Annotated in this window: 19 protein-coding genes and 1 tRNA gene; 9 read left to right on the top strand and 11 right to left on the bottom strand. The window is 61.9% G+C overall.

The annotated features are described in order from the left end of the window. The first annotated feature begins 100 nt into the window (after positions 1-100). Complete coding sequence (locus MQW23_RS05210; RefSeq protein ID WP_252106778.1) at positions 101-895, top strand: inositol monophosphatase family protein; 795 nt, start codon at positions 101-103, stop codon at positions 893-895. 154 nt (positions 896-1,049) lie between these two features. Here MQW23_RS05210 and secF read toward each other — a convergent pair whose 3' ends face one another. The 5 genes from secF to queA all read right to left on the bottom strand — a co-directional run bounded on the left by secF (position 1,050) and on the right by queA (position 6,626). Further along, positions 1,050-1,976 carry a protein translocase subunit SecF gene (gene secF / locus MQW23_RS05215; protein ID WP_252106779.1) on the bottom strand — a complete coding sequence of 309 codons (927 nt, stop codon included), beginning with the start codon at positions 1,974-1,976 and terminating at the stop codon, positions 1,050-1,052. A gap of 49 nt (positions 1,977-2,025) precedes the next feature. Beyond that, on the bottom strand, positions 2,026-3,879 hold the full coding sequence (gene secD / locus MQW23_RS05220) for a protein translocase subunit SecD (RefSeq protein ID WP_252106780.1): 1,854 nt from the start codon (positions 3,877-3,879) through the stop codon (positions 2,026-2,028). A gap of 131 nt (positions 3,880-4,010) precedes the next feature. Further along, positions 4,011-4,337 (bottom strand): preprotein translocase subunit YajC, encoded by a 327-nt coding sequence (gene yajC / locus MQW23_RS05225; RefSeq protein ID WP_252106781.1) that lies wholly within the window; start codon positions 4,335-4,337, stop codon positions 4,011-4,013. 82 nt (positions 4,338-4,419) lie between these two features. Then, the gene (tgt, locus tag MQW23_RS05230) at positions 4,420-5,538 is read right to left on the bottom strand and encodes a tRNA guanosine(34) transglycosylase Tgt (RefSeq protein ID WP_442908593.1); all 1,119 of its coding nucleotides are present in this window, start codon (positions 5,536-5,538) and stop codon (positions 4,420-4,422) included. Positions 5,539-5,594: 56 nt separating this feature from the next. Further along, positions 5,595-6,626: a tRNA preQ1(34) S-adenosylmethionine ribosyltransferase-isomerase QueA gene (gene queA / locus MQW23_RS05235; RefSeq protein WP_252106783.1), complete on the bottom strand. Its 1,032-nt coding sequence runs from the start codon at positions 6,624-6,626 to the stop codon at positions 5,595-5,597. A gap of 112 nt (positions 6,627-6,738) precedes the next feature. Here queA and MQW23_RS05240 point away from each other — a divergent pair. The 6 genes from MQW23_RS05240 (at position 6,739) to MQW23_RS05265 (ending at position 10,981) form a co-directional block, all read left to right on the top strand. Then, positions 6,739-6,825: transfer RNA gene (locus tag MQW23_RS05240), tRNA-Leu, on the top strand. Positions 6,826-6,907: 82 nt separating this feature from the next. Further along, the gene (locus tag MQW23_RS05245) at positions 6,908-7,219 is read left to right on the top strand and encodes a hypothetical protein (protein ID WP_252106784.1); all 312 of its coding nucleotides are present in this window, start codon (positions 6,908-6,910) and stop codon (positions 7,217-7,219) included. Between the two features lie 114 nt (positions 7,220-7,333). Beyond that, positions 7,334-7,690: a RidA family protein gene (locus MQW23_RS05250; protein WP_252106785.1), complete on the top strand. Its 357-nt coding sequence runs from the start codon at positions 7,334-7,336 to the stop codon at positions 7,688-7,690. 186 nt (positions 7,691-7,876) lie between these two features. Further along, complete coding sequence (gene lhpI / locus MQW23_RS05255; protein WP_252106786.1) at positions 7,877-8,821, top strand: bifunctional Delta(1)-pyrroline-2-carboxylate/Delta(1)-piperideine-2-carboxylate reductase; 945 nt, start codon at positions 7,877-7,879, stop codon at positions 8,819-8,821. 100 nt (positions 8,822-8,921) lie between these two features. Continuing rightward, entirely contained in the window at positions 8,922-10,028 is a 1,107-nt protein-coding gene (locus MQW23_RS05260) for a histone deacetylase-like amidohydrolase (RefSeq protein ID WP_252106787.1), read from the top strand. Beyond that, complete coding sequence (locus MQW23_RS05265) at positions 10,025-10,981, top strand: branched-chain amino acid transaminase (protein WP_252106788.1); 957 nt, start codon at positions 10,025-10,027, stop codon at positions 10,979-10,981. The genes MQW23_RS05260 and MQW23_RS05265 overlap by 4 nt, the downstream gene beginning before the upstream one ends. Positions 10,982-11,015: 34 nt before the next feature. Here MQW23_RS05265 and MQW23_RS05270 read toward each other — a convergent pair whose 3' ends face one another. The 6 genes from MQW23_RS05270 to MQW23_RS05295 all read right to left on the bottom strand — a co-directional run bounded on the left by MQW23_RS05270 (position 11,016) and on the right by MQW23_RS05295 (position 18,735). Then, positions 11,016-12,125, bottom strand: coding sequence for a pyridoxal phosphate-dependent aminotransferase (locus MQW23_RS05270; RefSeq protein ID WP_252106789.1), 1,110 nt, complete (start codon positions 12,123-12,125; stop codon positions 11,016-11,018). A gap of 43 nt (positions 12,126-12,168) precedes the next feature. Further along, positions 12,169-13,566, bottom strand: coding sequence for an FAD-binding oxidoreductase (locus MQW23_RS05275; protein ID WP_252106790.1), 1,398 nt, complete (start codon positions 13,564-13,566; stop codon positions 12,169-12,171). A gap of 88 nt (positions 13,567-13,654) precedes the next feature. Beyond that, positions 13,655-15,301: an ABC transporter ATP-binding protein gene (locus tag MQW23_RS05280; protein WP_252106791.1), complete on the bottom strand. Its 1,647-nt coding sequence runs from the start codon at positions 15,299-15,301 to the stop codon at positions 13,655-13,657. A gap of 9 nt (positions 15,302-15,310) precedes the next feature. Then, positions 15,311-16,144: an ABC transporter permease gene (locus MQW23_RS05285; RefSeq protein ID WP_252106792.1), complete on the bottom strand. Its 834-nt coding sequence runs from the start codon at positions 16,142-16,144 to the stop codon at positions 15,311-15,313. Further along, positions 16,141-17,118, bottom strand: a complete 978-nt coding sequence (locus MQW23_RS05290; protein WP_252106793.1) for an ABC transporter permease — start codon at positions 17,116-17,118, stop codon at positions 16,141-16,143. The genes MQW23_RS05285 and MQW23_RS05290 overlap by 4 nt, the downstream gene beginning before the upstream one ends. Before the next feature lie 60 nt (positions 17,119-17,178). Continuing rightward, entirely contained in the window at positions 17,179-18,735 is a 1,557-nt protein-coding gene (locus tag MQW23_RS05295) for an ABC transporter substrate-binding protein (RefSeq protein WP_252106794.1), read from the bottom strand. Positions 18,736-18,952: 217 nt separating this feature from the next. Here MQW23_RS05295 and MQW23_RS05300 point away from each other — a divergent pair, with 217 nt between their 5' ends. Together MQW23_RS05300 and MQW23_RS05305 are read left to right on the top strand one after the other, a co-directional pair. Continuing rightward, complete coding sequence (locus MQW23_RS05300) at positions 18,953-19,657, top strand: GntR family transcriptional regulator (RefSeq protein ID WP_252106795.1); 705 nt, start codon at positions 18,953-18,955, stop codon at positions 19,655-19,657. A gap of 67 nt (positions 19,658-19,724) precedes the next feature. Further along, positions 19,725-20,750: a histone deacetylase family protein gene (locus MQW23_RS05305; RefSeq protein ID WP_252106796.1), complete on the top strand. Its 1,026-nt coding sequence runs from the start codon at positions 19,725-19,727 to the stop codon at positions 20,748-20,750. Positions 20,751-20,925 lie beyond the last annotated feature (175 nt).

The raw sequence follows: 20,925 nt of genomic DNA on the forward strand, positions 1-20,925 counted from the left end.
CGCGCCAAAGGTTCGCCCACCCGATTTTTACCTGGAATCTTTACCTGGCTTTATCCGGGCGGCCCACCGTTCTTTAACATCACTGTGACAAGGTTTGATCATGAATCCGATGGTCCAGTTTGCGCTGCGCGCCGCGCGTGGCGCAGCCGAACAATTCTTACGCGTTCGCGAACGTATCGAAAACGCCCACGAGGAATCCAGCCTCGAGCGCCTGTTGGAAGATACCGCACGCAAGGCCGAAGCTACGATCGTGCACCAGCTCGAGCGCGGCTACCCGCAGCACGGCGTGACCGGTCGCTACACCCCCCATAAAGCGGGCGAAGGCGACGGGGCCGAGACCCTTTGGAAGATTGAACCGTTTCACGGCTACTCCAACGTATCCGTGGCGGGTAAAGGCTTTGCACTCACGGTGGTGTGTCTGATCAAGGGGCGGCCCGAGCACGCCGTCATCATCGCGCCCTTCGGCGACGACGAGTACATCGTCAGCCGCGGCAGCGGCGCCCAGCACAACGACAAGCGTATGCGCGTGAGCAAGTCCACCGCGCTCCCCGGTACCCGGATGGCGATGAGCCTGCCGCCCTCCTGGCTGCGTGAGGCGCACCTGCCGGCGTACCTGAGCGTCGCGCAGCACATCGCTCCGCAAACCGATACCCTGATCGCCACCGGCAGCGGCCTGCTGGATATCTGCGAGCTCGCCTGCGGGCGCGTCGATAGCGCCTTCGTGCTGGGGCTCGAAGAGCAGGACCTGCAGGTCGGCACGCTGCTGTTGAAAGAAGCCGGCGCGCTGATCGGCACCCTGCAAGGCCAGCCCTCGGTCAAGCCCGAAGGCCAGCTGATGGCCGCCGGCCCCCGCCTTTACAAGGCGCTGATCAAGCAGCTGGCGCCGCACGTTTGATGTGGGTGAATCCTGCTTCGTGGTTAGTAAGTGGTGAGTAGCAAGTAGTGAGTAAAATGAGTAATGAGTAGTAAGTAACGAGCGATAAAAAGCCCCTGCCGGTTACCCGGCAGGGGCTTTTTTGTGACTCGAAAGCCCGTGGTTGAAAAGCGCCCTAAGGCAGCTCCTCTTCCTCTTCGTCGAGTGCTTTCTTCGTCGGGATCAAATCCTCACGCGAGAGCTTCAGCGGCAGCAGCAGCGCCCCGGAGATGTAGATCGAGGAGAAGGTGCCCACGCCGATACCGATCAGAAGCGCGATGGCGAAGTTCTGAATCATGTCGCCGCCGAGTACTAGCAGCGCCAGCAGCACGAGTATCGTGGTGCCGGAGGTCGCCAGCGTCCTGGAGAGCGTGGCGTTGATCGCTTCGTTGAAGATCTGCGGCATGTCGTCGATACGCGAGGTGCGAATCGACTCGCGGATGCGGTCGTACACCACGATCGTATCGTTGAGCGAGTAGCCGATGACCGCCAGGATCGCCGCCAGTACGGTCAAGTCGAAGTCGAGCTGGAACAGCGCGAAGACGCCGACCACGATGATGACGTCGTGAATCAGTGCCAAAAGCGCGCCGAGGGCGAACTTGTACTGAAAGCGTAGCGCCACGTAGAGCATGACCACGCCGAGCGCGACCATTAGGCCCATGCCGCTCTGGTCACGCAGTTGATCGCCCACCTGGGCGCCGACGAACTCGGCGCGGACCAGGTCGACGCTTTCGCCGCTTTCACGCAGCAGGTTGACGACGCTGGTGCCCACGTCCGGGTCGAAAGCCTGCTGCAGGCGAATCAGCACCTCGGTGGAGGCGCCGAAGGTTTGCACCGAGACGTCCTGGAAGCCGCTGTTTTCCAGCAGTTGGCGCACGGCGTCGAGCGACGGCGCGGCGCCATAGCGCACTTCGATCAGCGTGCCGCCGGTGAAGTCCAGGCCAAGGTTCAGCGAAAGCGCGGCGATGGCGATGATCGACACGACCAGCATGACGGCGGAGGCGATGAACGCCATGTTCCGCCGACCCATGAAGTCGATGTTCAGATGCGATAGGGGTTTCATGACCACCTCTTGAAGTCGGGGCGAAGCGCAAGGATCGAAAGCATGTCGATTAGATCCATAGCTTTTTAACGGGCTTGCTGCCGTAGGTCAGGTTGACCATGGCGCGCGTCACCATCAGTGCGGTGAACATCGACGTCAAAATACCGATCGAGAGCGTCACGGCAAAGCCTTTCACCGGCCCGGTTCCGATCGAGAACAGGATCACCGCCACCAGCAGGGTGGTGATGTTGGCATCGACGATCGACGTGAAGGCGCGCTCGTAGCCAGCGTGAATGGCCTGCTGGATCGAGAGCCCGTTCTTGAGCTCCTCGCGAATGCGCTCGAAGATCAGCACGTTGGCGTCCACCGCCATACCGAGCGTGAGCACGATACCGGCAATGCCGGGAAGCGTAAGCGTGGCGCCCAGCATCGACATCACCGCGACCAGCAGCGTCAGGTTTAGCCCCAGCGCGACGGTGGCGAACACGCCGAAGACTTTATAGCGGGCGAGCATGAACAGCACGACCAGCAATAGGCCCAACTGCACCGACAAAAGCCCGCGCTCGATGTTCTCGGCGCCCAGGCTTGGTCCGATGGTGCGCTCCTGCACGAAGTAGATGGGCGCGGCGAGCGAGCCTGAGCGCAGCAGCAGCGCGAGTTCGCCGGCTTCGGTGGGGGAGTCGAGCCCGGTAATACGGAAGCTGTTGCCCAGTGCGCTCTGGATGGTGGCCAGACTGATCAGCCCGCGCTCGGTGTAGGGCTCGCGTTCGATGGTCTGCTCGCCGGTTTCCGGGTCGGTGACCACCGTGTCTTCGCTTTTATGCTCGATGAACAGCACCGCCATGTTGCGCCCGATGTTGGTGCGCGTGGCGCGGTTCATAAGCGTGCCGCCGGTGCCGTCCAGGTTGATGTTGACCTGGGGGCGGCCGTTTTCATCGAAGCTGTTGCTGGCGCTCGAAACGCTGTCGCCGGTAATGATCACATCGCGCATCAGTTGGGCGCTGCGACCGTCGTTGTTACGAAACCCGAAGCTTTCGGTTTCCATGTCCGGCGTGTCGTTGCGCGCTTCCAGGCGGAACTCCAGGTTGGCGGTGGCGCCGACGATGCGCTTGGCGGCCACGGTGTCCTGAATGCCCGGTAGCTCCACCACGATCTGGTTCGGCCCTTGGCGCTGCACCATCGGCTCTGCCACGCCCAGCTCGTTGACCCGGTTACGCAGCGTGGTCAGGTTCTGGTTGATGGCGTAGTCCTGAATTTCGCTGACGACCTGGTCGCTGAGCGTCATGGCCAGGCTCGCCGAACGGCCGCTGCCGTTGCTGGCGTAGTCGAAGTCGGGGAATTCGCGGCTGATCAGCCGGCGGGCGTCGTCGCGGTCTTCCGAGCTTGCAAAATCGAGCGACAGGGTTTGGCCGTCGATCTCGGTGTTGCGATAGCGAATACGCTCGCCGCGCAGAAGCTCGCGCATGGCGCTGGCGTTGACTTCCAGGCGCTGGGTGATCGCAGCATCCATGTCCACCTCCAAAAGGAAGTGCACGCCGCCGCGTAGATCCAGCCCCAGGGTCATCGGCGAGGCGGAGAACGCCTGCAGCCAGCCCGGGGTGGCATCGGCCAGGTTTAGCGCCACGGTGGCATCGCCACCCAGTACTTCGGTTGCCGCGTCGCGAGCGTCGAGCTGGTCGTCGTCGTCTGCCAGGCGAATCAGCCACTGGCCGTTCTCCTGCTCGACGCCGGTGACGTCGATATCGCGCTCATCGAGGGCGTCTTGCACGCGGGAGACATCGCGCTCGCTCAGCGCATCGCCCTGGGCGCTACTAATCTGAATGGCGGGATCGGCGGGAAATAAGTTGGGAAGCGAATAGATAAGGCCAACGATCAAAACGACCAGTATCAGCAGATACTTCCACAGGGGGTAACGGTTGAGCATGTAAGCCCTGCCTTCAATGACATACGGAATTGCCGTACGCGGGCAGCCCGCGTACGGCAACGTTTACCATCATCGACCATCTCACCCGTGCCGGGGTGGCTGGCACGTGTCGGCAGGGTGGGGCGCGAAGATTAGATGGACTTGATAGTGCCCTTGGGCAGTACCGCGGCCACGGCGTTTTTCTGCACGTTCACTTCGGTGCCTTCGGATACTTCAAGGGTCAAAAATTCGTCGCTGACCTTGGTGACGCGACCGACCAGACCGCCGCCGATGACCACTTCATCGCCTTTATCCAGGCTTGTGACCAGTTGCTTGTGCTGCTTGGCGCGTTTGGCCTGCGGGCGCCACAGCAGGAAGTAGAAAATCAGTACGAAACCGACCAGCATGACGATTTGGGCAATACCGCCGCCGCCGGCGGCACCTTCGGCATGCGCCGGGGAGATGAAGAAATCCAGCATCGAGCGAACTCCTGGGTTACGTGTTAATGGGTTAATTGTTAATGGGTAAAGCGGTCAGACCACCCGCCAGGGCGAGTGGCGATCAATTCGCAAGCGGTGGCACGGGCAGGCCGCGCTGGGCATAAAAGCCTTCCACAAAGGCGGTCAATGTACCCGCTTCGATTGCCGCGCGCAAATCCGCCATGACCCGCTGATAAAAGCGCAGGTTATGGATCGTATTGAGCATGGAACCGAGCATTTCATTGCAGCGATCCAGGTGGTGCAGGTAGCTGCGCGAGAAGTTTTGGCAGGTGTAGCAGTCGCACTCGTCATCGAGCGGGCGGGTATCATGACGGTGCGTGGCGTTACGAATTTTGACGGTGCCGGTTGCGACGAACAGGTGGCCGTTTCGCGCGTTACGCGTCGGCATCACGCAGTCGAACATGTCCACGCCCCGGCGCACGCCTTCGACCAGATCCTCGGGCTTGCCCACGCCCATCAAATAGCGCGGTTTGTCATCCGGCATCCAGGTCGGCAGATAGTCGAGCACCTTGATCATCTCTTCCTTGGGCTCGCCGACGGAGAGCCCGCCAATCGCTAGCCCGTCAAAGCCGATCTCCATCAACCCCTTCAACGAACGCTCGCGAAGCTCGGGGTGCATGCCGCCCTGAATGATGCCGAACAGCGCCGAGGGCGAGTCGCCGTGGGCATCGCGGGAGCGCTGAGCCCAGCGAAGCGAAAGCTCCATGGATTTTTCGGCTTCATGATAAGTTGCCGGGTAGGGCGTGCACTCGTCAAAAATCATCACCACGTCGGAGCCCAGCGAGCGCTGCACCGCCATCGACTCCTCCGGGCCCATGAACACCTTGCTGCCATCCACCGGCGAGCGAAAATGTACGCCCTGCTCGGTGATCTTGCGCATCTCACCCAGTGAAAAGACTTGGAAGCCGCCGGAGTCGGTGAGAATCGGCTTGTCCCACTGAGCGAAGTCATGCAGGTCGCCATGGGCCTCGATCACCTCCGTGCCCGGGCGCAGCCACAGGTGAAAAGTGTTGCCCAGAATGATCTCGGCACCGATCTCTTTTACCGATTCCGGCGTCATGCCCTTGACGGTGCCGTAGGTGCCCACCGGCATAAAGGCCGGGGTTTCGACGGTGCCGCGGGGGAAGTGAAGGCGGCCCCGGCGCGCGCGGCCGTCCTCGGCCAGGCGCTCGAAGCGCATAAAGCATTCGTTTCGCATGTCTAGACTCGTATCTGAATTCGTTGAGGCGGCCGCGATTAGCGCGTCAGCAGCATGGCGTCGCCGTAGCTGAAGAAGGCGTAGCGCTCGCTGACCGCTTCCCGGTAGGCGCGCTGGATGTTGTCAAAACCCGCGAAGGCGGACACCAGCATCAATAGCGTCGACTCCGGCAGGTGGAAGTTGGTGATCAGCGCATCCACGCAGCGCCACTCGTAGCCCGGGTAAATGAAGATGTCGGTATCGCCGCTGTAAGGGGCGATCTGACCGTCCGCACTTTCCCGGCAGGCGCTCTCCAGGCAGCGCACGCTGGTAGTGCCCACGGCGATCACGCGCCGGCCCGCCTGTTGCGCGTCGCGCACCTTTTGGCAGGCCTCTTCGCCCACCTCGATCCACTCGCTGTGCATGTGGTGCTCGAGAATGTTGTCCACCCGCACCGGCTGAAAGGTGCCCGCGCCGACGTGCAGGGTGACGAAGGCGCTCTCCACGCCCTTGGCCTTGAGCGCGTCCAGCAGCGGCTGGTCGAAGTGCAGCCCCGCGGTGGGCGCAGCCACCGCGCCGTCGCGACGGGCGTAGACGGTCTGGTAACGCTCGCGGTCACTGAGTTCGTCGTCGCGAGTGATGTAAGGCGGCAGCGGCATGTGGCCGTGCGCTTCCAAAAGCGCGATCATCGGCGTCTCGCCTAAAAAGCGCAGCTCAAAGAGCGCGTCGCGGCGGCCTTCCACCACGGCGTGAATGCCGCCTTCGAAGATCAGCTCGGTGCCGGGTTTGGGCGACTTGCTCGAACGCAGGTGCGCCAGGCCCCGGTGGGCATCGAGCGGGCGCTCCAGCAGCATTTCCACCTTGCCGCCGCTGGCTTTCTGGCCGTGCAGGCGGGCGGGAATCACGCGGGTGTCGTTGAACACCAACAGATCGCCGGGTTCCAAAAGCGCGAGAAGATCGGTGAAGCGGCGGTGGTCGATGGCGCCGTCCTGGCCGCTTAGACAAAGCAACCGGCAGTCGCTGCGCTGCTCGGAGGGGTAACGAGCGATCAGCTCTTCGGGTAGCTCGAAATGAAAGTCCGCGCGCTGCATTAAAGGGCTCTTGTGGGTGGTCGAACAGGCGCCCTAGGATAGCGCTTTCACGCGATAAAGTCAGTCGATGTGATTGACCCGGCAGCGATTCTCCGTATAATGCCCAGCCATTGCCGGTGTGGCGGAATTGGTAGACGCAGCGGATTCAAAATCCGCCGCTGTAAAAGGCGTGCCAGTTCGAGTCTGGCCACCGGTACCAACTTGTAAAAAAAGGCCTAGCGTTTTCGCTAGGCCTTTTTTATTGGCTTCTACTAAAGGCTTTGTAGCCGTTGGGTGTCGCTATGGACTACACGTTCATCGGGTGGGTCTTCATCGCTGTAACCGGCATTGTTCTTAATACGGCCTTTGCCAGAAAGAAAGGCTACCCGACTTTTTTGGGTATTTTAATCGGGATTCTACTGCCACTCTGGGGGCTTATCGTCATCGCGTTGATCCCTAACCGAAACCAACGTGAAGACGGCACGTCGCCGCTTTCAGGCAAGGAGAGTGCACGCATCACGCTGGTGTCGTTGGTCATTGGCGCGCTACTGACCGTGCTGGTGGTTGGGCTCATTTACCTCGGGATGTGGCTTGTGTTTCTTGCCAACTACTGAGGTTCATTGTGGTTTTTTCACTCCAGGAGGCGGTTTTCATCACGTTGAGCAAGCATTTCTGCCGCGTATGTCGTAGTCTCGGAGCGTTCTTTATTTAATGCACGGAGAAACACGATGAGCGTGACTTACCACGACAGCAACGCCCGCATGAGCCAAATCGCCATTCATAACGGCACCGTCTACCTGGCAGGCCAGGTACCGGCCGACGCCACCGCCGATATGAAAGGCCAGACCGAGCAGGTGCTGTCGCGCATCGACGAGCTGCTGGAAAAAGCGGGCTCCTCGAAGGCGCACCTGATCTCCGCACAAGTCTGGGTCACCGATATGGCCGAGTTCGATGCGATGAACGCCGCCTGGGAAGCCTGGATCGGCTCGAATAACCCGCCGGTGCGCGCCGCCCTTGAAGCCAAATTGGCCAAGCCCGAGTGGAAGGTCGAAATCATGATCGTGGCGGCGCTGGCAAACGGCTGATCCATCGCTCGTTTGATCCCCGCTTTAGAAAACCCCGGCGCCCGCCGGGGTTTTTCGTTGAGTGCGCCCGAGATTGGGGTCTGAATAGGCGCTATTTTTGAGTAAACTTCATGGGGCCACTGAGCGCAGCGGGGGCGTGCGCGAAAGCGCAAGGCTCATGACTGACAACCCGAACGGAGAGGCTACATGCGAGTGATTTCGAGCGAGGAGGTGGCCCGTCACCTTGAATGGGCATGTCTGATCGAACGACTCGAACGAACCTTCCTCACTGGCGTGGAGTCACCGCCGCGTCACCATCACGCCATGCATCGCCCCGACGGCGAAGCGACGATGCTCCTGATGCCCGCTTGGGAAGCCGCCGGCTACATCGGCGTGAAAATGGTGAACGTCTTTCCCCAGAACGCCGAAGCCGCCGTGCCGGCGATCTCCGGGCTTTATCTGCTCAGCGAAGGTAAGCACGGCCAGCCCTTGGCCTGTATCGACGGCAGCGAACTGACCCGGCGCCGCACCGCCGCGGCGTCCGCGCTGGCGGCCCGAAAGCTCTCGCTCGATACCGCCGAGACGCTGCTGGTCGTGGGCACCGGCAAGCTCGCGCCCATGGTGATCGAGGCCCACGCAAGCGTGCGCCCCATCAAGCGAGTGCTGGTGTGGGGGCGAAGCCCGAACAAGGCCGCCGCCATTGCCAAGGATTACGCGGACCGGTTCGAGACCCGTACCGTCGAGGATTTGGCCGAGGCGGTCGCAGCGGCGGACATCGTCAGCTGCGTCACGCTCTCTACCCAGCCGTTGATCAAAGGCGAATGGCTAACGCCGGGCACCCACCTGGATTTGATCGGCGCCTTTCGTCCGCAGATGCGCGAAACCGATGCCGAGTGCCTGCGCTTGAGCGAGGTATTCGTGGATACCTACGCCGGCGCAAAAGGCGAGGCGGGCGATATTCTGCAGGCCATCGATGAAGAAGCGTTTCGCTTTGATGACATTCATGCCGAGCTTTGTGAGGTGCTAAGCGGTGCGCACCCCGGGCGCTCCTCGCGTGAGGCGATCACGCTATTCAAGTCCGTCGGCGCCTCCCTCGAAGATCTCGCCGCGGCGGTCGAGGTGTGGGAGACGCTGTCGGGGGCCGAGGCTTGATCCCTGGGCGCTTACCTGGCGCTGGCGATTGGCCGCGTTAGCTATTACATATGGGAACGTTAATCCAGGTCCCGGCGAACAACTTTAAAAGGGAGAAACGATGAGCCAGACCGGTTTTTACTGGCACGAGCGCTGTTTTTGGCACGACCAGGGCGCCATCGGCGTGTTTTCCGCCCCTGGCGAGTTCCTTCAGCCCCAACCCGCTTCAGAAAGCCCGGATAGCAAGCGGCGTCTCAAGAACATTCTCGAAGTCAGCGGGCTGATCGACGAACTTCACGTCGTCAAACCCGCTTCGGCGACCCGTGAGGATCTCGAGCGGTTCCACAGCCAGCGCTATCTGGATGCGCTGCAAGCCGGCGACCAAGGCTTGGGCGGAAACGGCGGCGACTGCGCCCCCTATACGCCGGGTAGCTGGGCGGCGGCGACTCAATCGGCGGGGCTTGCCATCGCCGCGGTCGAGGCGGTCGCGACCGGCGTGGTCGACAACGCCTACGCCCTTTGCCGACCGCCGGGCCATCACGCCGAAGCTGACCAGGGCCGCGGCTTCTGCCTGCTGGGCAATATTCCGGTGGCGGTCATGCGCGCACGTGCTCTGAGTCAAATCAAACGGGTCGCAATTCTCGACTGGGACGTGCACCACGGCAATGGCCAGCAGTCTGCGTTCTATGAAGAGCCCGACGTGCTCACCGTCTCGATCCACCAGGCGGCCAACTACCCGCTGGATAGCGGTGGATTCGACGAGCAGGGCGAAGGCGAGGGGCAGGGCGCCAATCTCAACCTGCCTCTGCCGCCCGGGTGCGGTATCGGCGCCTATGAGTACGCTTTCGAGCGTCTGGTACTGCCGGCTATCGAGGCCTTCGCGCCAGAGATGATCGTCGTCGCCTGCGGTTTCGACGCCTGCGCCAAGGACCCGCTTGGCAAGATGCTGCTCAATAGCCAAGCCTTTGCCGAGATGACGTCAAGGCTCAAGGTGCTGGCCGAGCGCTGCTGCAAAGGCCGGCTCGTGCTCGTTCATGAAGGTGGCTACTCGGAAGGGTACGCACCGCTTTGTGGCCACGCCACGCTGCAGGCACTGGCCGGTAGCAATACCGCCGTGTACGACCCGCAAAACGACGAGATCGCCGCCTGGGGCTACCAGGCATTACAGCCGCATCAGCGCGCGCTGATCGACCATTGGCAAACGGAGAGGGAGCGCAACCAACGATGACACCGCTATACGACCGGGACGGCTGGATCTGGCAGGATGGTGAATGGCTCGAATGGCGAGCCGCCAAAATGCACCTGCTCACCCATACCATGCACTACGGTATGGGCTGCTTCGAAGGCGTGCGCGCCTACGAAGGAGCGGGCGGGACACATATCTTTCGAGCGGCGGAGCATACCCGGCGGCTGGTGGAAAGCGCCCACTCGCTGGATATTCCGCTGTCGTTCAGCGAAGAAGCGCTGATCGAAGCCCAGCGCGCTTGCCTGGCGCGAAACGCGCTAACGGATGCCTATCTCAAACCGACCGTGTTTCTCGGCGCCGAAGGTTTGGGGTTACGCGCTCAAGGGCTACAAACGCATGTGATGATCGCCGCCTGGGATCTGGGGCCATACATTTCGCCCCAGGCGGCCACGCACGGGCTTCGCGCGCTGACCTCCTCCTGGGCACGCCACCACGTCAACATTAGCCTGTGCCGCGCCAAGACCAGCGGCCACTACGTCAACTCGATACTGGCGCTGAATACCGCAGTGAAGGCGGGGTTCGACGAAACCATCATGCTCGATCCGGAAGGGTATGTAGCCGAAGCGTCGGCGGCCAACGTCTTTTTGCTACGCGACGGCGTACTGCACACCCCGGAAGTCACGTCGTGTCTGCAGGGCATCACACGAGACAGCGTCATTCAGTTGGCCCGCCAGGTGCTCGGTTTAGAGGTACGCGAGCGGCGCATCACTCGCGACGAACTCTACACCGCCGACGAGGCGTTCTTGACCGGCACCGCTGCGGAGATTCTGCCGCTGCGCGAGCTCGATGGGCGTCATATCGGCACCCGCGCCGGTGCGCCGCCGGTCGGTGAACCGATCAATCAGGAGAGCGTGACCGCCCGGTTGCAGCATTTGTATCGCCAGGCGGTGCGTGGAGAGCTTGAGGAATTCAGCCACTGGCTGACCCCGGCGTAGCCGGGGCCGGCCATCGACACAAAAGCATGGCTTTTCAAGAAGGTGTTTGGATGGCTTGTTCGAGCGTTGCGAGTCGTCCGGGCACCAGGGCATCTGCTACGGCGGTAATGCGAATCACGTTGGAAAGGGCCGGATGGGCGAGACGCGCAACCAGTACGCCTTCCTCCAGCAATTGTTGATGCACCGCCCCGGCTACGTCGGCACTTGGCAGGCGAATACCGACAAAGTTGGTAGCGCTTGGCAGAACGTCGGCCCCGAGGGCGTGAAAGTGTCTGGATAGCTGCTCACGGCGCGCTTTGACATCCTTGATGTGCTGGCGCACCTCATCAGAATGGTCGAGTACCACTTCCGCAGCGGCTAGCGTCAGTGTCGATACCGCGTAGTGAATACGCACCTTCATCATCATGGCCAGCACGGTCGGTTCGGCGATGGCGTACCCGATGCGCAGCCCGGCCAAACCGTGGGCTTTGGATAGCGTGCGCAGACGAATCACACCAGGCAGCGCCTTGGCCGTGAATTCGCTGGGTGCGTCGTCCCGGAAGTCGCTATACGCCTCATCGAGCAAAAGCCAGCAGGTATCCGGCAGCGCCTCGCGCAGCTCGAGAATCGCGCGGTCACTGTGTAGATGCCCACTGGGGTTGTCCGGGTTGGCCAGGTAGACCAGGCGCGCATTTTCGCGATGTGCTGCGGCGGCCAGCGCTTCGAGATCCGGCGCCAGGACGCCAGGCGCTTCATGGTAGGCGGGCTCTACCAAACGACACCCCGCTCCTTTGGCGAAATAGCCAAAGGTGGGATACGTGCCCGCCGTGGCGATGACCGTGACGCCGGGCTCGCAAGTGGTGCGCACGGCCAGCGCGATCAGACTGTCCGCGCCGGCATCCACCAGCAGATGCTCAAGGGGGATGCCCTGCTGGGCACTCAGCCGTTGGCGTACACCCAAGGCCTCAGCATCGCCGTAGCCGTAAACGTGCTCGGCCAGGGCGTCGCCAAAGTGCGCACGTAGCGCCTGATGGGGCATGTCCAGACCTTCGTTGGAGCCCAACTGATGTGGAATCTTTTGGCCTAAACGGCGCTCCAGCACCTTGATGCCGGGAAACGGGTTGATCGGACCTTCACCGGTCAGGTGCTCGGGGTAACGGGGCATAACGGTATCCTGAAAGTATTGGCTTTGACTCGTGGGCCGGTTTTTACTCAAAAAGCGCTTCGTCGAGTATCTTGCCGCGGTTGAGCAGTCCAAAGGGGTCGAGCGACTTTTTCAGCGTCTGCATCAGTTCGATCTCCGCCTCGTTTCGACAGCTTCCAAGCCAGGCACGCTTTTCAAGGCCGATGCCGTGCTCGGCGGAGATGGAGCCGCCCAGCGCCGTCAGTGGCTCGTAAACCAGCGCCTCCACGGCGCGGCGGACCGTGGGCTCCTTGCTACCCACGCCGACCGAAATATGCAGGTTGCTGTCACCCAGATGGCCGAACACGATCAGCTGATAATCGGGCCACGACTCCTTAAGCCTCGCTTCGAGCGTCTGGGTGTAACGCTCCATGTCGGCGATCGGCAGGCTCACGTCGAAGGTCAGCACCGGGTCCAGACCCTCCTTCAGGCCTTCGATATCTTCCCGTATCGCCCACAGGCCGTCACGCTGGTTGCTGGACTGCGCGATAACCGCATCGATGATCAGCTCCGCTTCCATGGCCTGTTCCAGCGCATCGCGAAACTGCGCTTCGAGGCGGGCGTCGTCGCTTCCCAGGCACTCGATAATCACGTAGTAAGGGTACTCGGTGGACAGCGGCGGCGTGTGCCGGCCCGAGGTGTCGGTCAGCAGCTGGTAGTGGTTTTGCCACATCACCTCGAACGCTCCGAGCGCGCCGCCCAGCGTCTTTCCCATCTGAGCGAGCAGTGCCGTCAATGCCTCGAAAGAAGGGCAGGCGACCATCGCGGTGTGTTCGTAGGGCGTAGGCGGTTGCAGGCGCAGCACCGCACGGGTCACGATACCCAGTACGCCTTCGGTGCCCACGAACAGTTGCTTGAGATCGAAGCCGGCGTTGTTCTTAAGCATGTGGTTCATCGAGCTAACCACGCGCCCGTCGGCCATTACCGCTTCGAGCCCCAGTACCTGCTGGCGCATCATGCCGTAACGAATCACCCGCACGCCGCCAGCGTTGGTGGCGATGTTGCCGCCGATGGTGCAACTGCCCCGCGCACCTAAATCCAGCGGAAACTGCAGCCCGGCATCCTGGGCGGCCTCCTGCACGCGCTGAAGCGGGGTGCCGGCCTGAACCGTCAGCGTGCCGCCTACCGGATCGACGCTCTCGATGGCGGTCATGCGCTCCAGCGAGATGACCAGATCGTCAGGGCTGGTTTGAGTACCGTGAACCAGACCGGTCAGCCCGCCGTGGGTCACCACGGTCTGCTTGCACTCGAAGCAGGCGCGCATCACCGCTGAAAGTTCCTCGGTACTGGCCGGGCGAACGATGGCGCCGGCCTGACACGGCGCGCCGGTCATCCAATCTTCCTGCCGACTCGTCACATCGTTGCCGGTCAATACATGGCTAGCGCCTACGATCGTGCGCAGCACGTCCACGGTGATCTTCATTCATGTTCCTTTCGATGACGAGGCCGAGAACAAGCCGTCATGTAATAAAAATGTATGTGAAACAATACCATATTTTTTAAATAGCGCTTTAGACACTGGCCGCGACCGGCGCTTCGCGCCCGGGGATGGCCTCCAGCAGCGAGCGGGTATAGCGCTCGCGGGGGTGTAAAAAGATCTGCTCTGCGCTTCCCTGCTCGACGATGCGCCCGTGTTGCATGACCACGATGCGATCGCAGATCTGCGCGGCCACGCGCAGATCGTGGGTGATGAACAGTAGCGAGAGCGACAGGCGCTGCTTGAGCTCCTCGAGCAGTTCCAGCACTTGGGCCTGAATGGAGACATCAAGCGCCGAGACGGCCTCGTCCGCGACGATCAATTCCGGATTGAGCGCCAGCGCCCGGGCAATGCCGATACGCTGGCGCTGGCCGCCGGAAAATTCGTGGGGAAAACGGTCCAGAGCGCCGGCGCCCAGGCCCACCATGTCCAACAGTTCACCGGCCTGCTCTAACGCCTTTGCCTTGGGCGTGCCGTTGGCGATCGGCCCTTGGGCGATCGCCATGCCCACTTTGGTGCGCGGGTTGAGCGAGGCATAAGGATCCTGAAAGATCATCTGCACCCGGTGGCGCTCGCGACGCAGGGCATCGCCCTTGAGCGTCGAGAGGTTCACGCCGTCGAGCAGTAGTTCGCCGTCGTCCGGGTGCTCCAAACGCACGACGCAGCGCCCAAGTGTCGACTTGCCCGAGCCGGATTCGCCGACGATGCCGACGGTTTCGCCGCGAGCAAGCGTCAGCGAAACATCATTCAGCGCGCGTACCTCGCGCGCCGGTTTCAAAAAGCCTCCGCGAGAGCGAAACACCTTATTGAGATGCTTGATATCCAGAAGCGCCGCGGGCTCACGCGCCTCTCGGTGGGGCGGTACGGCGTTGCTCGGGATCGCGGCGATCAGTGCCTGGGTGTACTCGTGCTGCGGGAAGCCAAGCACCTCCTTGGCTTCCCCGATTTCGACGATCTTACCGTGGCGCATCACGCAGACACGGTTGGCAATCTCGGCCACCACGCCGAAATCGTGGGTAATGAACATCACCGCCATTCCCCGGCGGCGCTGCAGGTCGCGAATCAGCTCGAGGATCTGCGCCTGGGTCGTGACATCCAAAGCGGTGGTAGGCTCATCGGCGATCAGGAGCACCGGCTCGAGTGCCAGGGCCATGGCGATCATTACCCGCTGGCGCTGGCCGCCGGAGAGCTCGAAGGGGTAGGCGCGAATCGCCTTTTCCGGCTGAGGTAGGCCCACCTCGATCAACAGCTCCAGCGCGCGAGCCTGGCGCTCGGAAGGGGGCAGCCGGCCGTGGGCCTCGAATACCTCGGCGATCTGGGCGCCCACGCGCATCAGCGGGTTCAGGGCGGTCATCGGCTCCTGGAAAATCATGCCGATCTTGAGCCCGCGCAGCGCCATGTGCTGCTTCTCGGTGAGGGTGAGCAGGTTCTGGCCCTCGAAGGTGATCTCGCCTTGTACCGGGCGTACCCCCTTGGGTAAAAGCCCCATCACCGTATTGGCCGCCATGGACTTGCCCGACCCGGATTCACCCACCACGCACATGATCTCGCCGCGGTTCACGTCATAGCTCACGTTCTCTACCGCCAGTGCGCGATCCGCGCCCTTGGGCAGCGCCACGCTCAGGGCACGAATGCGAAGTACCGCCTCGCCCGGCGCCTGGGATTGGTTCGATTGCGTCATGTCTCTCTCCTAGCGCTCGCGGGACAGTTTGGGGTTCAGCGCATCGTCGAGGCCTTCGCCCACCAGGTTCAGCGCCAGCACGGTGAGCAAGATGGCAACGCCAGGAAAGAAACTGAGCCACCAGGCTTGGCGGATCACGGTGCGCGCCGCGCCGATCATGTAGCCCCAGGACATCACGTTGGGGTCGCCCAGCCCGAGAAACGAAAGCCCGGACTCCAGCAATATGGCCGTGGCCACCATCAATGATGCCAGCACGATGATCGGCGAGAGCGTGTTGGGCAGAATTTGCTTGAGGATAATGGTGGTATTGGTCTGGCCCACCAGCCGTGCGGCTTCGACGTATTCACGGTGACGCAGCGACATGAACTCGGCGCGGACCAGACGCGCCACCGGTGGCCAGCTCACCAGCGCGATCGCCAGCACCACTGAGGTGACGCTGGGTTGCATGATCGCTACCAGCACGATCGCCAGGGCGAAGTTGGGAATGGTCTGGAAGAACTCGGTGAAGCGCATGAGCACGTCGTCGATCAGGCCGCCGTAGTAGCCGGCGATAGCGCCCATGGGCACGCCGATCAAAAGCGCCACGCTGGTGGAGACCAGCCCGATCAGAAGCGACACCCAGGCACCGTGCATTAGCCCCGCGGCCACGTTGCGGCCCATGGTGTCGGTGCCCAGGATAAAGCCATCCTGAGCGAGCGGCGGCAGAAACGGGCGCTGCACCATGCGCCAGGGCGACTCAGGAAACAGAAGTGGCGCTAGTATCGCCATGACGATGATCAGCGCCAGAATGACGAGCCCCACTAAAGCGCCGCGGTTCTGGGCAAAGCGTGCGAAAAAGCTCATGAGGCCCCCTTGATGCGCGGATCCGCGAGGCGGTAGACCAGGTCGGTCATGATGTTGAAGACGATTACCAGCGCGGCGGAGAAAAAGAAGATACCCAACAGCAGGTTATAGTCGCGCTGCTGAAGCGCCTCGAACATCAGTCGGCCAATGCCGGGCCAGGCAAACACGGTCTCGGTGAGGATCGCCCCGCCGACCATTTGCCCTGCCTGCAAGCCGGCCAACGTAATGATCGGCAGGAGGGCGTTACGCAGCACGTGGCGGCGCTGAATGATGCGCGGCTTCAAGCCCTTGGCGCGAGCGGTCTTGACGTAATCCTGCTGGGCGGCTTCGAGCATCGAGGTACGCGTCATGCGGGTGTAGATCGCCATGAAAAACAGCGCCAGGGTAGTGGCAGGCAGCACCAGGTGCTGGGCAACGTCCCACACCAGCGCAAGCCCCGTATGGCCTGCACCCACGGTGTAGAGACCGTAGGCAGGCAGCCACCCCAGATAGACCGAGAACACCACCACCGACATCAGCGCCACCCAGAACAAGGGCGTTGCGTAGAACACCAGCGCAAGCGCCATGATCAGCGAGCCGGAAGGTTTTTTCACCCGGGCGGCGGCCATGGAGCCGGCAACGATACCCAGAAAGAGCGAGAGCACGAAGGCCGTCCCGGTCAGCAGCAGCGTAGCGGGCAGGCGCGCCATGATCAGGTCGAACACCGGGACGCCCAAGCGGTAGGAGTAGCCAAAATCGAGCATGGCGATGCCCGATACATAGCGCCACAGCTGCACGTACATGGGCTGGTCGAGCCCGAAGCGCTCGCGCAGCTGGTTGAGAAACTCCTGATCCGCCGCGCCGGCTTCGCCGGCCAGAATCGATGCCGGGTCGCCGGGGGCGAGCTGGATCAGCAGAAAGTTAAAAATGACGATAAGAAACAGCACAATAACGGCTTTGATGAGCCGCATGGCAATCAAGCGGGCATAGACCATGATGGAATTCCTGACGTTTTTTTAGCCCGGCCGGGGCACGCCGGCCGGGCAAGGTCTGACTTAGCGGTCGAGCCAGGCATCCCTGAAGCCGTCGTTGACACCGACCCCGGAGGTCACCAGGTCGTTGACGTCACAGCGGTAAATCGTGGGGAAGCCAAGCTCCATTAGCCAGCCTACGGGCACATCCTCGTGAAGGATTTCCTGCACCTGCTGGTACAGCGCCTCGCGTTCGGAATCCGGGTAGGCCGTGGCCGCTTCGTCGAAAAGCGCATCGACCTCGGCGTTTTCGTAGCCTTCCACGTTGTTCCAGGGCGAGCCCTTGGCGATGTTGTCCGAAAGGTAAGTGCGCGAGATGCCAAGCGCCGGGTCGCCGTACTGGAAGAGGTAAGTAAAGGCCAGGTCATAGTCCCAGTCGCCCAACCGTTGGTTCCAGCCCCCGACATCGGTGGCCTGAGTGCTGACATTGATGCCTACTTCGCGCAGGTTCTGCTGGACGGCTTCGGCCCACCGGGTCCAGGTTTCGCCGTAGGGCAGCGGCAACAGCCTGATCTCCTCGCCGTCGTAGCCCATTTCGTCCAACAGTTCGCGGGCGCGGTCCGGGTTGTAATCGTAGGGCTCGAGGTCGTCGTCCTGAAAGCGCGCGTTGGAGCCGAAGGCAGAGAGCGGCACGTTACCCAACCCGTTCCAGAGCACGTTGCGGGCGAACTCGCGGTCCATGGCGTACATTACTGCTTGGCGGAAGCGCTTGTCGGCGGTCGGGCCTTCGCGGTTGTTCATCCACAGCATGGCGAAGGGGCTGAAGTACTCGTGGCCCTGCTCGGTCATGCAGACGCCGTCCATGTCGGAAAGGCGCGGAATGTCGAAGTTCTCTACGGTGCCGCTGGGCAGCACGTCGACGGTGCCATTTTCGAACGCCACGGCCCGGGAGCCGCCGTCGGGAATGATGTGCCAGTTCACGCCGTCCAGGTAGGGCAGGCCCTCTTCGTAGTAGTCATCGTTTTTGACCAGCTCGATGACGGTGCCGCGCTCCCAGTTGGCGAACTTGAACGGGCCGGTGCCGATCGGGTGGTCGTTGTGCTCGTTGTTGCGAAAGTCGGTACCCGCGTAGAGGTGTTCGGGCACCATGGTGAACGTGCCCGCCTCGAAAGAGAGCAGAAACGGCCCGAAGGGTTCGGCCAGCGTGAACACGACGGTGTGCTCATCCGTGGCTTCAATGCTTTCGACGTGTTCGAGCACGGCGCGAGCGCTGGGATTGAGTTCGCGATGAAAAACGTCCGCGGAGAACACCACGTCGTCGGCAGTGAAGGCTTCGCCATCGTGCCAAGTAACGTTATCGCGCAGGTGAAACGTATAGACTCGGCCATCTTCGCTCACGTCCCAGGACTCGGCCAGTTGCGGCATCGGTTCCAGGTCGGTGGTGTAGCGTAGAAGCCCTTCGTAGATATTGCCCGCGACGGTGCGGGTGGGGGCATTCTGGATCATGCCCAGTACCAGACCCGGCGGTTCGGGCTGAATGATGGTATCGATGGTGCCGCCGGTTTTGGGTTCCTGCGCCATCGCTGCGCAAGAAACGGCCAGGGCCGCTGCGGAAATCGCGAGAGCCAAAGGTGTTTTCATTGTTCCTACTCCTCGGTTATTCACGTCAATAACGTGATGTTTTGTCTTTTTAGCAAGCGAGGCGTGGTGCTAGGGAGCCCGTTGAAATGGGTTTTTTAGGGCCTTTTTGACCATAGCATCGCTCTTTTAAACTGTCGACAGTCGGCAGTCGTTTATCGACAGTGCCCTTTTTTGCGTCATACTGAACGTCGAAAACAATTTACAAAGAGAGGTGCCCATGGCCTTGTTACCCATGGCTCCCCAAGGGTTGATCCAGCAAAAGAATCTGGTCGAGCAAGTGGCCGATTTTCTCACTCAAGGCGTGATCGAGCAGCGCTTCATGCCCGGCGAGCGGCTCTCGGAAGTACAGCTTTCAAAGGATTTGGGCGTCAGCCGCGCACCGGTGCGCGAGGCGGCCAGGCTCCTCGAAAGCCGCGGACTTTTGGTCTCGCGCCCGCGGCGGGGGTTTTTCGTCAAGGCGCTCGACGCGGTCGAACTACAGGACGTGTTCGACCTGCGCCTGTGCCTCGAGCGCCACGCCATAGAACGCCTCGCCCAGCGCTACACCCCTGAGGCACGGCTCGCGCTCGAGCGTCAGGTGGACGTACTTTGCGAAGCGGCTGCGAGCGACAGCGGCACGCGGCGTATCGAAGAGGATTTGCAGTTTCACCGCCTGATGCTGCACTACGCCGGCAATGAGCGGCTACTGCGTGCCTTCGAGGGGTTGGCGCACGAGCTGCGCCTGTGCATCACTCTGATCACGCGGACCCACGAAGCGCCGGAAACCATTGCGACCAGCCACTATCAGCTGCTGGAGGCGCTGGCGAGCCAAAGCGGCCCGGCCTGCCGGGAAGCGATCGACTACCACATCGGTGTGGCGAGAGATTCCGTGGTGCGCGGGATCAATGAAGCAGGTGTGCAGGAGGAGGGCGGCGCGCGGTGACCGCATGCGTTTCTACCGAGCTTTTATTGCATGGCGCTTTTATGGCACGAAACGAGGAGACCTGGCAGTGCAGACGTTCTTTCACGACGACCAGAAGTGGCATCAGCCGCAAACCTATTTTTCGCGCGGCAAGATGCGCACACCCCAGGAGGTCGCTCAGCGCGCCACTCACCTGTTGGCCGCCGCCGAACGGCTAGGGTTCGAACTAGCGCCGCCTAAAGATTACGGCGTTGGCCCCCTTAGAGCGGTGCACTCGCTGGCTTACCTGCGCTTTCTGGAAAGCGCCCATGCCCGCTGGCACGCGGTGGGCGAGGACTGGGGCGAAGAAGTGATTTCCAACATCTTCGTACGCTCGCCCAACGCATTACAGGGCATTCTGGCCGAGGCCGCCCGCTACCTGGCCGACGGCAGCGCCCCGGTGGGTCAGCATACCTGGCACTCTGCCTACTGGTCGGCTCAGAGCGCGGTGGCCGGCGCCGAGGCGCTGATGAGCGGCGAGCGCTTCGCCTACGCGCTTTCGCGCCCCCCGGGCCACCATGCGGGCATCGACTCTGCCGGCGGCTTCTGCTTTCTCAACAACGCCGCCATCGCCGCCCAGCATTTGACCCGGCGTTATCCGCGCATCGTGGTGCTCGATACCGACATGCACCACGGCCAAGGAATTCAGGAAATTTTCTATTCTCGCAGTGACGTGTTTTACATCTCGATTCACGGCGACACCACCAACTTCTACCCGGCGGTCAGCGGCTTCGAGAACGAACGCGGCGAAGGCGAAGGGCTCGGCTACAACCTCAACCTCCCGATGCCGCACGGCTCTGCTGAGTCAGTATTCTTCGAGCGCCTGGAGCAGGTCCATCAGGCCATCCGCCTGTTCGAACCCGACGCTCTGGTGCTGGCGCTCGGTTTCGATATCTTTGAGCGAGACCCCCAAGCCAAGGTGGCCGTTTCCACCCAGGGTTTTCATGAGCTGGGCCGACAAATCGCAGCGCTGAACCTGCCCACGCTGGTGGTGCAGGAAGGTGGGTATTACCTAGAAGGGCTCGAAGCGAACGCGGTAAGCTTCTTCGAAGGACTGCTAGTAGAGGCAGTTTAAGCCGAGCGCGCATTTCTTATGGACCTGCCAAGCGTCGCCTAAACGAAGGATAAAGCGGCGGTTTTGCCTCAATGGCTGATGCTTGGCAAAAAAACCACCGAACCCACATCTACGCCGCTGCACGTGCCTGCGGAGCAGTTTTTTTATCAGCGCAGGCTTCGAAAGCACCTTGCTA

Origin of the sequence: Halomonas sp. S3-1-1, from assembly GCF_023757625.1 — a bacterium.
Lineage (GTDB): Bacteria > Pseudomonadota > Gammaproteobacteria > Pseudomonadales > Halomonadaceae > Vreelandella.